The sequence below is a fragment of the uncultured Kiloniella sp. genome, from assembly GCF_937128705.1.
In the GTDB taxonomy this organism is placed as follows: Bacteria; Pseudomonadota; Alphaproteobacteria; order Kiloniellales; family Kiloniellaceae; genus Kiloniella.
Map to the genome: position 1 here is coordinate 1 of NZ_CAKZMP010000013.1, position 13,455 is coordinate 13,455.

At 46.6% G+C, this 13,455-nt stretch carries 12 protein-coding genes; 10 read left to right on the top strand and 2 right to left on the bottom strand.

Annotation, left to right across the window (positions count from 1 at the left end; genetic code table 11):
* From Q0241_RS00865 to Q0241_RS00875, 3 genes are all read left to right on the top strand, one after another.
* The coding region (locus Q0241_RS00865) for an FAD-dependent oxidoreductase (protein ID WP_299371631.1) at positions 1 to 392 on the top strand (392 nt) is incomplete at its 5' end.
* Between the two features lie 96 nt (positions 393 to 488).
* Positions 489 to 1,796 carry an NAD-dependent dihydropyrimidine dehydrogenase subunit PreA gene (preA, locus tag Q0241_RS00870; RefSeq protein WP_299371634.1) on the top strand — a complete coding sequence of 436 codons (1,308 nt, stop codon included), beginning with the start codon at positions 489 to 491 and terminating at the stop codon, positions 1,794 to 1,796.
* An 89-nt stretch (positions 1,797 to 1,885) separates the two neighbouring features.
* Positions 1,886 to 2,836: a DMT family transporter gene (locus Q0241_RS00875; RefSeq protein ID WP_299371637.1), complete on the top strand. Its 951-nt coding sequence runs from the start codon at positions 1,886 to 1,888 to the stop codon at positions 2,834 to 2,836.
* Positions 2,837 to 2,975: 139 nt separating this feature from the next.
* Here Q0241_RS00875 and Q0241_RS00880 read toward each other — a convergent pair whose 3' ends face one another.
* Complete coding sequence (locus Q0241_RS00880; RefSeq protein WP_299371640.1) at positions 2,976 to 3,611, bottom strand: TetR family transcriptional regulator C-terminal domain-containing protein; 636 nt, start codon at positions 3,609 to 3,611, stop codon at positions 2,976 to 2,978.
* 35 nt (positions 3,612 to 3,646) lie between these two features.
* The gene (locus Q0241_RS00885; RefSeq protein WP_299371643.1) at positions 3,647 to 4,288 is read right to left on the bottom strand and encodes a TetR/AcrR family transcriptional regulator; all 642 of its coding nucleotides are present in this window, start codon (positions 4,286 to 4,288) and stop codon (positions 3,647 to 3,649) included.
* A gap of 558 nt (positions 4,289 to 4,846) precedes the next feature.
* On the opposite strand from Q0241_RS00885, the gene Q0241_RS00890 reads away from it, so the two are divergent.
* The 7 genes from Q0241_RS00890 to Q0241_RS00920 all read left to right on the top strand — a co-directional run bounded on the left by Q0241_RS00890 (position 4,847) and on the right by Q0241_RS00920 (position 13,321).
* A complete protein-coding gene (locus Q0241_RS00890; protein ID WP_299371647.1) occupies positions 4,847 to 6,343 on the top strand; it encodes a CoA-acylating methylmalonate-semialdehyde dehydrogenase in 1,497 nt (498 codons plus the stop codon).
* 92 nt (positions 6,344 to 6,435) lie between these two features.
* A complete protein-coding gene (locus Q0241_RS00895; RefSeq protein ID WP_299371650.1) occupies positions 6,436 to 7,686 on the top strand; it encodes a Zn-dependent hydrolase in 1,251 nt (416 codons plus the stop codon).
* Positions 7,687 to 7,701: 15 nt separating this feature from the next.
* Positions 7,702 to 9,156: a dihydropyrimidinase gene (gene hydA / locus Q0241_RS00900; RefSeq protein WP_299371652.1), complete on the top strand. Its 1,455-nt coding sequence runs from the start codon at positions 7,702 to 7,704 to the stop codon at positions 9,154 to 9,156.
* A 268-nt stretch (positions 9,157 to 9,424) separates the two neighbouring features.
* Positions 9,425 to 10,228 (top strand): ABC transporter ATP-binding protein, encoded by an 804-nt coding sequence (locus Q0241_RS00905; RefSeq protein WP_299371658.1) that lies wholly within the window; start codon positions 9,425 to 9,427, stop codon positions 10,226 to 10,228.
* A 52-nt stretch (positions 10,229 to 10,280) separates the two neighbouring features.
* Positions 10,281 to 11,147, top strand: a complete 867-nt coding sequence (locus tag Q0241_RS00910; protein WP_299371660.1) for an ABC transporter permease — start codon at positions 10,281 to 10,283, stop codon at positions 11,145 to 11,147.
* Positions 11,144 to 12,280 (top strand): ABC transporter permease, encoded by a 1,137-nt coding sequence (locus Q0241_RS00915; protein ID WP_299371654.1) that lies wholly within the window; start codon positions 11,144 to 11,146, stop codon positions 12,278 to 12,280. The genes Q0241_RS00910 and Q0241_RS00915 overlap by 4 nt, the downstream gene beginning before the upstream one ends.
* A gap of 54 nt (positions 12,281 to 12,334) precedes the next feature.
* The gene (locus Q0241_RS00920; protein ID WP_299371656.1) at positions 12,335 to 13,321 is read left to right on the top strand and encodes an ABC transporter substrate-binding protein; all 987 of its coding nucleotides are present in this window, start codon (positions 12,335 to 12,337) and stop codon (positions 13,319 to 13,321) included.
* Positions 13,322 to 13,455: the final 134 nt, after the last annotated feature.

The following is a 13,455-nucleotide window of genomic DNA, read 5'->3' on the forward strand; positions in this document are numbered from 1 at the left end:
AGGAATTGGCACAAACCAACGGTGTTACCATTCGCCATTGGGTCAAGCCAAATAAACTGATTGGTGAAAATGGCAAGGTTGTTGCTATTGAATGTGAATATACTGAAAACAAAAACGGTTCTTTGTCTGGTACTGGCGAAACACTGACCTTGGCAGCTGATATGGTGTTCAAGGCAATTGGTCAGAACTTTGTCGCGGCGCCGTTGAACGGATCTGCCGAAGCAATTGAACTGGATAGTGGTCGTATAAAGGTGGATGAAAATCGCCGTACCAGCCTGGGCGATGTCTGGGCCGGGGGGGATTGTATTGCGGGTGGTGAAGATCTCACCGTCGCAGCAGTCGAGGACGGAAAGGTTGCTGCCGAAGCAATCAATGACGTGCTGAGCGCTTAACATAGTCGCTGGTTACTGCTTATCCCTATGGGAATATCAACGGTTTCATTGACTATTCCCGCTTTTACGACACTCCTTAATTTAAGGAACAAGAATATGGCTGATATTAGTTGCAATTTCCTCGGTATTAAATCTCCGAACCCCTATTGGTTGGCGTCTGCGCCACCGACGGACAAAGAATATAACGTCGTCCGTGCCTTCGAAGCTGGTTGGGGCGGCGTGGTCTGGAAAACCTTGGGCGAAGGCGATCCCGTTGTGAACGTCAATGGTCCGCGTTATGGTGCGATCCACGGACCTGATCGTCGCCTATTGGGGCTTAATAATATTGAGCTGATCACAGACCGTTCGCTTGAAACCAATTTGGAAGAAATCACCCGGGTCAAAAAGAACTGGCCTGACAGAGCATTGATTGTCTCTTTGATGGTTCCATGCGAAGAGCAAAGCTGGATTGACATTCTAAAGCGCGTTGAAGAAACAGGGTGTGATGGCGTCGAGTTGAACTTTGGGTGTCCGCACGGCATGTCAGAGCGTGGAATGGGGGCTGCGGTTGGTCAGGTTCCTGAATATGTTGAGATGGTAACACGGTGGTGTAAGAAACACTCTGATCTTCCGGTTATTGTTAAACTAACACCGAATATTTCTGATATACGTCAATCTGCACGGGCTGCTCATCGCGGCGGTGCCGATGCGGTTTCTCTGATTAATACCATTAATTCGATTGTATCTGTTGATCTTGATGCAATGGCACCTAATCCAACGGTTGATGGCAAGGGAACCCACGGCGGGTATTGCGGACCTGCTGTAAAGCCAATTGCGCTTAGCATGGTTTCCGAAATTGCCCGTGATCCTGAAACACAGGGATTACCTATTTCGGGTATTGGTGGTGTTACCACATGGAAAGATGCGGCCGAGTTTATGGCGCTGGGGTCTGGTTCTGTACAGGTTTGTACAGCGGCAATGACCTATGGCTTTAAGATCATCGAAGAACTGAATGCCGGATTATCCAATTGGATGGACGAACAAGGCTATGACAAGTTGGATGACTTTGTGGGCCGCGCTGTTCCGAATGTGACCGACTGGCAGTATCTGAACTTGAACTATATTGCCAAAGCCAAGATTGATCAGGATGCCTGTATTAAATGTGGCCGTTGTCATATTGCTTGTGAAGATACGTCGCATCAGGCCATTACTTCAATGGTTGATGGTGTGCGTAAATTCGAAGTGATTGATGAAGAATGTGTTGGCTGTAACCTCTGCGTCAGTGTGTGCCCTGTGGAAGATTGTATTACCATGGAGCAGATGACCGAAGGCAGTGATCCGCGGACCAACAAGCCTATCGATCACGATTATGCAAACTGGACAACACATCCAAATAACCCATCTGCGGCGAAAGCAGCAGAATAGATCTGGTAATTTTTATCTGACGCGTTATCTTTCGCGGCCTGATTTTTTCGGGCTAGAAAAGAATTATCGAGCCATTAAAGGAAGATAGCGTGTCAGTCAGATCTAACCCGGAAGCGTCAGCGCTAACCTCAAACTCTGATAATCAGACATCAAATAATCGAACAGCGCATGGTGCCATGTTGCTGTTCATCTTTTTTGTTAGCACTTCTTTTCCTGTCGGATCAGCGATAACGCATGCTCTTGATCCAAGTGCCCTGACATTTCTACGGTTTGTTATTGCTTCCAGTGCTTTTGGCCTATTGTTGTTGGTCAAAAAACAACGGCCGTGGCAGAAATCAGGGCTGGGGCCGCTTTTACTTCTCAAATATTTTTGGCTCGGTTTTCTGCTTGTTGTGTTTTTTATCACCATGTTCGAAGGTCTTCGTTGGGGAAGTGCGGTTAACCTAGGGGCCGTCTTTACTCTTATTCCAATGATGACTGCTGTTATTGCCTTCTTTTTGTTGGGGCAAAGAACAACTATTCGTTTGTGGGTTGGCCTGATTATCGCAGCTCTTGGGGCGATCTGGATTGTTTTCGGGGGTAGCATCGATAATCTGCTTAACTTTTCCCTTGGTAAGGGGGAACTAATTTTCCTAGTTGGATGTTTTAGTTACAGTGCCTATTCGCCGTTTGTCCGCAAATATCATGGTGGCGAAAACCTTTTGGTTCTGACGTTCTGGACCCTTATTGCTGGTATGATCTTGCTGGGCATCTATGGGTTTGATCAGATTCAAACAAGCCCTTGGGGGCAGCTTGATTGGACTATTTATGCGGCGATTGTTTATCTTGCGATATGCAACACAGCTTTTTCTTTTTATCTGCTGAAATTTGCAAGTTTTCGACTGCCCGCAGCTAAGGTAATGGCCTATACTTTTTTGACCCCTGCGATTGTCCTTGTCATTCAAAGCATCATTTCTGGTTCTGTACCCGATATTAAACTGATTATTGGTGTGGTTATTACAGCATCTGCAATGATTTTCTTGCAACGAAGTGCTGACTGACGGCTAGGGCTCGACACCAGAAAATAACACCAGAAAATAACACCAGAAAATAACACCAGAAAACGATTTCAGGAAGTGGAACCAGAGATCCAGCCCTAGAAAACGTGATAATGCGATGGATGAGGCGTTCTCGTCGGTCTTACCTGGGTTTGATGCCTTCAAAAAAGACGGTGCTAATTGTCTGCCCGGCCTTTTCGTAATAGTCAGGTTGATCAACATCGTCGCCCAATATCGCCCGCATCTGTATTTTGAAATCGGCATAGTGCTGGGTTGTTGCCCAGATCATAAAGATAAGGTGATAGGGGTCAACCTTGGTCAACTTGCCTGCCTTGACCCAGTGGTGAATGACCGCAGCTTTTTCATCGACCAGATTTTTGAGTGATCCTTTGAGGACATGCTCAATCATTGGGGCACCATGAAGGATTTCATTAGCAAAAAGTCTCGATGCCGTTGGGTCATTCTGGGACATCTTTAATTTTAAGCTCGTGTATTTGCCAATTTCTTCTATGGGGTCGCCGTCTGGATCAAGTTCTGTAAGCGGAGTTAGCCATTCATCCAGTGTCCGTTCCAGAACAGAAATATAGATATCTTCTTTACGTCGGAAATAATAAAGCAGGTTTGGCTTTGACATTTCCGCTTTTTGCGCAATCTGGTCGATGGTTGTGCCCCGAAAACCAAAGGTGGCAAAAATATCGAGGGCAGCTTCCAGAATTTTCGCCTCGTTTTTGGCTTGTATACGGGTTCGTTTTTTTGTCTGACCGGCTCTTGGGTGCATGACCGCTAACTTCTTTTTTCTTTTAAAGGATTAACTTATCGGGCTCCGATACCCTTGAGGACAATCTCTATAGCATTGTCTTTTGCAGTTTGGTACTGCTTATCGCTTAAGGGCTTTCCCCCGTTCAAGGTTTCAATCTGGTGATTAAAATCGGCATAATGCTGTGTTGTTGACCAGATCATGTAGAGTAGGTAATGCGGATCTACTGGATTAATGCGACCCTGATCTATCCACCGTTGAATGACAGACACCCTTGATTCCGTCCAGTCCTTCAGGGTTGTTTCCAGGTAATCCTGAATAACGGGGGCGCGGCGTATAATTTCGTTAGCCCACACCTTTGATCCCATAGGGTTTTCACGGGATATATCCATTTTCTTTTCGATATAACGGGTCAGGGCTTCGACGGGTTCGTCACAGTCGTCAAATGAATCTGCGGCCTGTAGCCATATGTTGAAAATGTTATCAACAACCCGTCGATAAAGCGCTTGTTTGGTTGGAAAGTAGTAGTGCAGATTGGCTTTTGGGATTTTCGCCCGCTCAGCAATCATGCTTGTCGTTGCTCCTTGAAAACCATACTCGGCAAAAACACTCTCAGCGGCCTTAAGAATTATCTTCTCTTTTTCTTGCCGTATACTTGCCTTAGAGTTTGATTTTATTGCTCTTTCCGTTTTTATCATTTTGTTTCCTGCCGTGTTGTCCCGGCGGGATCCGGCATGTGTTTTTAGTGTTGACCAAATGGTCAGGATTTAGTAGCGTTAATTTGACCAAATGGTCAGAAATTTAAGAAAAATACGCTTAAATATTGACCATAAAGTAAATAATTATAAAGGCAGGTTAAACAACTGCCAAAATAAAAACAAGGCCGGGGATATTAAGACACCGGTAGTACAGGGAGTATAGGTACATGCATAAAATAGGTGGCAACAACTGATCTGATTGAACTTCATACCAAAGATATCTTGTTTGTGGAGTTATCTTTAATTCAAACAACAAAAGCGTAAAAATTTAAAAAGAATTTAAAGCGATTTTACGTTGTTTGGGCTGCTTACCTTTTTGTGACGCCATAACAGGTCATCGTTGTTGGCGTAAAACATTTCCTTATCCTTCACCCCCGTTGTCCTACGGCCTTTTGTCATAGGTTGCTTTTTGGGTTGCGAATTTGCACGCAAATGAAAAGCAATAAGTTGAAATTAAAGTAAGCGTTCTTGCGCTTGACTAATTTATGGGTGGTGAAAATGGAACGGATCAGTAATGCAATTGCGGGCGAAAGACGCCTTTCTTCCAGTACGCGAAGCTCTCAAATTTTTAACCCGGCAACGGGCGAACAGATTGCAGAGCTTCCTCTCTCAACTGTTGATGAGGTAAACCAAGCAGTTGCTTCTGCCAAAGCTGTCGCAAAAGAGTGGGGGGCAACGCCGCCGTTAAAACGGGCGCGTTATATGTTCCGATTTAAAGAGCTTCTGGATGCACATGCTGGTGACATAGCGCGTGAAATCAGCCGCGAACATGGCAAGACACATGATGATGCCTTGGGCGAAGTTGCACGCGGTATCGAAGTTGTCGAATTTGCCTGTGGTATTCCTCAACTTTTAAAAGGCGAGTTCAGCCGGAATGTTGGTCCGCAGGTTGATAGCTATTCTGATCGACAGCCTCTTGGGGTTGTTGCGGGAATTACGCCCTTTAACTTCCCAGGGATGGTGCCGCTTTGGATGTACCCAATTGCTATTGCTGCTGGGAATACCTTTGTGCTTAAGCCGTCAGAACGTGATCCATCGGCACCGATGTTGATTTGGGATCTCTTTAAAAAAGCTGGTTTCCCGGATGGTGTCTTGAACGTCGTCCATGGCGATAAAGAAGCAGTTGATACCCTTTTGGATCACCCTGATGTGAAGGCAATTTCTTTTGTCGGGTCAACCCCGATTGCAGAATATGTTTATTCGCGTGGAACGGCAAAAGGCAAACGTGTTCAGGCCCTTGGCGGTGCTAAAAACCATATGATCATCATGCCTGATGCGGATATGAATAAAGCTGCTGATGCCTTGATGGGCGCAGGATATGGTTCTGCTGGTGAGCGTTGCATGGCAATTTCTGTCGCTGTACCCGTGGGCGAAGAAACGGCGGACAAACTGGTTGAGATTCTCAAGCCCCGTGTCGAAAGTATGCGGATCGGACCGAGTACAGATTCTGATGCTGATATGGGACCTGTGATAACCAAAGCCCATCAGGAAAAGGTACTTGGCTATATTGACCAAGGCGTTGATCAGGGTGCTGAGCTGGTTGTTGATGGTCGTAATTTCAAATTGCAGGGCTATGAGGACGGTTACTTCGTCGGGGGAACACTTTTTGATCGTGTTACTGATGATATGACAATCTACAAAGAAGAAATCTTTGGTCCTGTTCTGTCTGTTCTACGTGCAAAGGATTATGATCACGCTGTGGATCTTATCAACAAGCACGAATACGGAAACGGTACAGCAATCTTTACGCGTGATGGTGATGCTGCGCGGTCATTCGCAGATGATATCGAAGTCGGCATGGTTGGTGTGAACGTGCCAATCCCTGTACCTGTTGCCTACCATTCCTTTGGTGGGTGGAAGCGGTCGCTCTTTGGTGATCATTCAATCTACGGTCCCGAGGGTGTGCGTTTCTATACAAGGCTTAAAACGGTAACGACACGCTGGCCTGCTGGCATCAAAGAAGGGGCGGTCTTTACCTTCCCGAATATGGATTAAAATATCAAGGCATCGGGAAGAACGAACAACTTCATCCCGATGCCTTTTTTAGAGATAACGAATTATAAGAAAATACTTTCAGGGAGCTTATCATGAGCAAACCAGCCGATAATATGCATATCAATTCTCCTAGACTGTGGGATTCATTGATGGAGATGGCAAAGATTGGGCCCGGCGTTCGCGGGGGAAACAATCGCCAGACCTTAACCGATGAAGATGCCGAAGGACGTCACCTGTTTAAACGCTGGTGCGAAGAAGCAGGCATGACCGTTGGGATTGATAGTATGGGCAACATGTTTGCCCGTCACGAAGGAACGGACCCAAGTCTGTTGCCTGTGATGGTGGGCTCTCATCTTGATACACAGCCAACAGGCGGAAAGTATGACGGTGTGCTCGGTGTTCTTGCTGGTCTGGAAATCATTCGCAGCTTGAATGATATGGGCATAAAGACCAAACGTGCGATCGAGGTTGTGAACTGGACCAACGAAGAGGGCACGCGTTTTGCCCCTGCGATGCTGGCATCCGGGGTTTTTGCGGGTGTTCATACGCAGGATTGGGCCTATGACCGGGAAGATGCCGAAGGTTTGAAGTTTGGTGACGAACTTAAACGGATTGGCTTTGTTGGGGATGAACCTGTGGGGGAACGTAAGCTCCACGCGATGTTCGAACTTCATATCGAGCAAGGGCCAATTCTGGAAGATGAGAATGTTGATATTGGTGTGGTCACCCATGGTCAGGGCCTCAACTGGTTACAGGTGACCTTAACGGGCAAGGAAAGCCATACCGGATCAACACCGATGCCAAAGCGTGTGAATGCAGGTCTGGGTGCTGCGCGTATTACCGAGTTGGTAAACGATATTGCGCTGCGTTATGCGCCCCATGCTGTGGGTGCCGTTGGTCATATGGATGTCTATCCTAATTCCCGTAACATCATTCCGGGCAAGGCTGTCTTTACCATAGATTTCCGTCATCCGAATAAGGATGTGATCACTGCGATGGAACAGGCCCTGCGTTTTGAAGGCCGCGAGATTATCGAAGAAATTGGGCTGACAATGGAAATTGAACAGGCTGGTGCTTTTGATCCCGTTACCTTTGACGAAGGTTGTGTCTCTGCTGTTCGTAATGCGGCTGTGCGTCTTGGCTATTCTCACCGTGATATTGTCTCTGGGGCTGGACACGATGCTTGTTGGGTTAATCGTGTTGCGCCAACTGCAATGGTTATGTGCCCTTGTGTAGATGGGCTTAGCCATAACGAAGACGAAGAAATTTCGCCTGAATGGGCTGGTGCCGGGGCTGATGTGTTGTTCCATGCTGTCGTCGAAACTGCTGAAATCGTAGAATAGGGAAAGGGTGAAGTCATGAGTAAAGTCATCAAAGGCGGTACAGTTGTTACCGCAGATTTATCTTACGAAGCAGATGTTTTGGTCGAAGGCGGAAAGATCACCGAAATCGGGCAAAACCTTTCCGGTAATGAAACGTTGGATGCTACAGGGTGTTACATTATGCCCGGTGGTATTGATCCACACGTGCATCTTGAAATGCCGTTCATGGGGACGCACTCTGCCGATAATTTCGAAAGTGGTACGCGGGCTGGTCTCGCAGGGGGGACAACCATGGTGGTTGATTTTTGCCTTCCTGCACCGGGCCAGTCCCTGATGGAAGCATTGGCAATTTGGCAACAAAAATCAGGCGCAGCCTGTGCAGATTATTCGTATCACATGGCGGTAACCTGGTGGGACGAAAAAGTCTTTAATGAAATGGAAGAAGTCGTTGGTCGCGGAATCAATACTTTCAAGCATTTCATGGCTTATAAAGGCGCTTTGATGGTTGATGATGATGAGATGTTTGCATCTTTTCAGCGTTGTTCAGCCCTAGGGGCGATGCCTCTGGTTCATGCTGAAAATGGAGATGTGGTTGCGACATTACAACAACGTCTTTTAGCCGAAGGAAATAACGGTCCTGAGGCTCATTCCTATTCCAGACCGCCAGAGGTCGAAGGCGAAGCCGCTAACCGTGCCATTATGATTGCGGATATGGCTGGGGTGCCACTTTACATTGTTCATACGTCTTGTGAACAGGCACATGAAGCCATTCGTCGGGCGCGTCAAAAGGGAATGCGTGTTTTTGGTGAACCGCTTATCCAGCATCTGACCTTGGATGACAGTGAATACGCGCACCCGGATTGGGATCATTCTGCGCAACGTGTCATGTCGCCACCTTTCCGTAATAAACAGCATCAGGATAGTCTCTGGGCTGGCCTGCAATCCGGATCGCTTCAGGTTGTGGCGACGGATCATTGCGCCTTTACGGCTGAACAAAAACGCTTTGGCATTGGGGACTTTACCAAAATTCCAAACGGCACGGGTGGTTTGGAAGATCGTATGCCAATGCTTTGGACGCACGGGGTTCAAACTGGTCGCCTGACAATGAATGAATTTGTGGCTGTGACGTCAACAAACATCGCCAAGATCCTGAACATGTATCCTAAAAAAGGTGCTGTGATGGTCGGGGCCGATGCTGATTTGGTTGTTTGGGATCCTAAGCGTTCTAAAACAATTACGGCGAAGAACCAGCAATCTGTCATCGAATACAATGTTTTTGAAGGCAAAGAAGTTACTGGTTTGCCACGCTTTACCCTGACACGCGGCAAGGTTTCTGTCGAAGAAAGCACCGTTAAAGCTGAACCGGGTCATGGCGAATTCGTTGCGCGTGATTCTTATCCTGCCGTCAACAAAGCACTTTCCAAGTGGAAAGAAATCACAGCACCGCGTAAGGTAGAACGCAAAGCTGAAAATATGCCTGCTGGTGTATAGATTTGCCCGCTGTTTTATTCGTGAAAAGTACAAGCTGAATTGATTTTGGCTGGAAGAAAAGGAGTGGCACAATCCAATTTTGTGCCACTTCAAAACAAGAACGATAACTGTCACTAAAGACAGAGTTCTATACACAGGGAGTTATGCCATGCTGCAATCTACAGCCATAAATATAAATGGGAATGCAACTGGCGCCGCCGGAGGTTCTAAACAGGGAACGACCGGAAAGGCAGAAAAGATGGATACAAACGGGATGAAACCAGAGACAATGACTGATGAGCAGGGACAAAGTGCCAACTCTGTTGTTAATATCAAAGGGTTGTCACTTACTTTTGAGACAAATGATGGCCCCGTTCATGCGTTATCTGATATTGATCTTACGATTAATCAGGGCGATTTCGTTTCCTTTATTGGGCCTTCCGGGTGCGGTAAAACGACTTTGCTCAGGGCCGTTGCTGATTTGGAACAGCCTACTGGTGGTGAACTCTTGGTTAATGGCGTTAGCGCACGCGATGCCCGACTTAACCGAGATTATGGATATGTTTTTCAGGCACCCGCCCTTTACCCATGGCGAACAATCGCGGGTAATATTTCTTTACCGCTAGAGGTAATGGGAATTCCAAAATCAGAGCGGCAGGATCGAATTGCGCGCAATATGGAACTCGTCAATCTTTCAGGATTTGATAAGAAATATCCATGGCAACTTTCGGGTGGTATGCAGCAACGGGCTTCGATCGCGCGTGCGCTTTCATTCGATCCCGAACTTCTGTTGATGGATGAGCCTTTTGGCGCGTTGGATGAAATTGTCCGTGATCACCTGAACGAACAGCTTTTAAGGTTGTGGGACAAAACGGATAAGACGGTTCTATTTGTGACCCACTCTATTCCCGAAGCGGTTTTTCTGTCTTCAAAAATTGTGGTGATGTCCCCAAGACCGGGACGCATTTACGATGTTATTGACTGCAATCTTCCTCGCGATCGCGGGCTTGATATTCGCGAGACACCAGAGTTCTTGGAAATTGCCCATCGTGTCCGTGAAGGTCTGAAAGAAGGGCATAGCTATGACGACTGATGCCCTTATTTCTTCCGGTGCGTCCGGGGGGCAGGGGCTTTGGTCTCGGTTAATGTCCGGGAAAACGGGTCCTGTCCTCGTGATTGTTATGGCAATTATTGCCATCTGGTATTTCTCTGCTGTTATGCTGAACAGCCCTTTTCAGGAGGATATCTACAAGCGTAATAATGTCGAATGGACAACCAGCCAGCTTATCAGTGATACCTTGGCACAAGAACGTCCTGTCTTACCCGCACCACATCAAGTTGTCGTTGAACTGTACAAGACAACTATTCTTAAAAAGGTCACGTCAAAACGGTCGCTCGTTTATCACAGCTGGATAACACTATCGACCACGTTGCTTGGTTTTGTTATCGGGACAGGATTAGGAATTTTGCTTGCTGTCGGTATTGTCCATAATCGAAGTCTTGAAAAAAGCCTGATGCCTTGGATTATTTCATCTCAAACGATCCCTATTCTGGCGATTGCACCGATGATTATTGTGGTGCTTAATGCCATTGGAATTCAGGGCATTTTGCCCAAGGCCTTTATTGCGACATACCTGAGCTTTTTTCCCATAACAGTTGGTATTGTTAAGGGCCTTCGTTCACCAGAGGTTATTCATCTCGATCTTATGCGGACGTATAATGCATCGAACTGGGATCTTTTCTGGAAATTACGTTGGCCGTCTTCGGTACCTTATCTGTTCACTGGAATGAAGGTTGCGATTGCCACCAGTCTTGTGGGGGCAATTGTTGGGGAGCTACCGACAGGTGCCGTCGAAGGATTAGGGGCAAGATTGTTGGCCGGGTCCTATTACGGTCAAACTGTTCAAATCTGGTCGGCCTTGATTGCGGCGGCCTTATTGGCAGCGGGTTTGGTTGCTCTGGTTGGTATATCCAATAAGATTGTCCTAAAGAAAATGGGGATGGCACAATGATTAGCTTTCGACAATCACTTGCTGTTCTGAGCGGCATGCTCTCTCTTCTTGCTCTGTTTTTCTTCCCTCTTGGTGAAATAAATGGTGAAGCCATTTCTTTGTGGGATGATAGCGGGCTTACTGCTTTTGCCGTTGTTTCTTTATTGGCTTCTATAGCGGTAATTCTTAATCTTCTAAGGGGATTAATTGCTGATTTGGTGATGGTGATCCTGCCTCATGTCGGGGCGTGGATCATGCTGGCACGACTTGATGTTGCCGATCAAAACCTAACATCCGGTTTCTGGTGTTTGGTGTTATCAGCGTGGTTGATGGCGTGGGTTTTGGTTGATCAACTGTCAGCAAAGAAAACAAAAACACCTACGGCAAAACGCTTTTACAATATTGTTGTGCCTGTATTGTTTGGTGTCTGGTTGTTATTACTTTGGGAGCTTGTTGTCCGCGGATTTCAAGTGCCAACAGTGCTTTTGCCGCCTCCAAGCATGATTGGGGCACGGTTTATGGCTTCGACAGATATCCTATGGGCCGATTTCCAACAAACATTCCTAAAGGCTGTTTTAATTGGATATGTTCTCGGGTGTGGAAGTGCATTTATCACTGCTATTCTGATTGACCGAAGTCCTTTCTTACAACGTGGATTGCTGCCGATTGGTAACTTGGTTAGTGCCTTGCCGATTATTGGGGTTGCCCCCATTATGGTGATGTGGTTCGGGTTTGATTGGCAGTCAAAGGCAGCAGTGGTCATCATCATGACCTTCTTTCCCATGCTGGTAAATACAGTGGCTGGTCTGTCTATTACGTCGTCTATCGAAAAGGATATGATGAAAACCTATGCGGCAAGTTATTGGCAAAGTTTGATCAAGCTTCGTTTACCTTCGGCGTTACCTTTTATTTTCAACGCCTTGAAAATTAACTCTACTCTTGCCATGATTGGGGCCATTGTTGCCGAGTTTTTCGGTACCCCGATTGTTGGTATGGGGTTTCGAATTTCAACCGAAGTGGGCCGTATGAACGTCGATATGGTCTGGGCTGAGATTGCAGTAGCTGCGCTTGCCGGTACTGCTTTTTATGGAATCATGAACGTTATTGAACGGGCATGTACATTTTGGCATCCGTCCTTTCGAAGCAGTCGTTAATCCGCTGGATTATTCTGTTTTGCTGAGATGGAACCACAACAGGGAGATATAATAATGAAGAAACTGTTATTGGGTGCTGCTGCGCTGGCTTTTGGGGTTGCTGGTGGAGTTGCTCAAGCTGCGGATACTGTCAATCTGCAACTTAAGTGGGTAACACAGGCACAATTCGCGGGCTATTATGTTGCCAAAGACAAAGGCTTTTATGACGATGCTGATCTGGATGTGAATATCAAGCCAGGTGGTCCCGATATTGCGCCGCCACAGGTTATTGCAGGTGGTGGTGCTGATGTTGTGGTTGATTGGATGCCATCGGCGCTTGCTTCTCGTGAAAAGGGAGTGCCATTAGTAAATATAGCACAACCATTTAAAACATCAGGTATGATGCTGACGTGCCTAAAGGAAACAGGCGTAACGTCCCCGGATGATTTCAAAGGCAGAACTCTTGGCGTATGGTTCTTCGGAAATGAATATCCTTTCCTGAGCTGGATGTCGAAACTGCAAATACCGACCAGTGGTGGGGCTGAAGGTGTTTCCGTTTTAAAGCAGGGTTTCAACGTCGATCCACTTCTGCAGAAGCAGGCTGATTGTGTTTCTACAATGACTTATAACGAATATTGGCAGATTATTGATGCTGGCATTCCTGAATCAGAACTTGTTGTTTTCAAATATGAAGAACAGGGTGTTGCGACACAGGAAGATGGTCTTTATGTGCTTGAGGAAAATCTTAAGGATCCTGCTTTTGTCGATAAAATGGCACGTTTCGTTGCGGCAAGCATGAAGGGCTGGGACTATGCACGTGAAAACCCAGAAGAAGCAGCTGAAATTGTTTTGGAAAATGATGCAACTGGTGCACAGACAGAAAAGCATCAGGTTCGTATGATGGGTGAAATCAATAAGTTGACGGCTGGTTCTGACGGTAAGCTCGACCCTGCTGACTATGAGCGTACAGTTAGCACGCTTCTGAGTGGTGGATCAGATCCGGTCATCACCAAGAAACCTGAAGGCGCTTGGACTCATGTTGTGGTCGATGCCATCAAATAAAGGTAATTTGGCAATCTGACTTTGATTGCCACGTTTCATTTTAAATAGCTGATCGCTTTGGGTCGGATATTATAACAACAGGCCATGCGTATTGCGGATGGCCTGTTGTTTTTGCGAAACAGCATACTTTACCC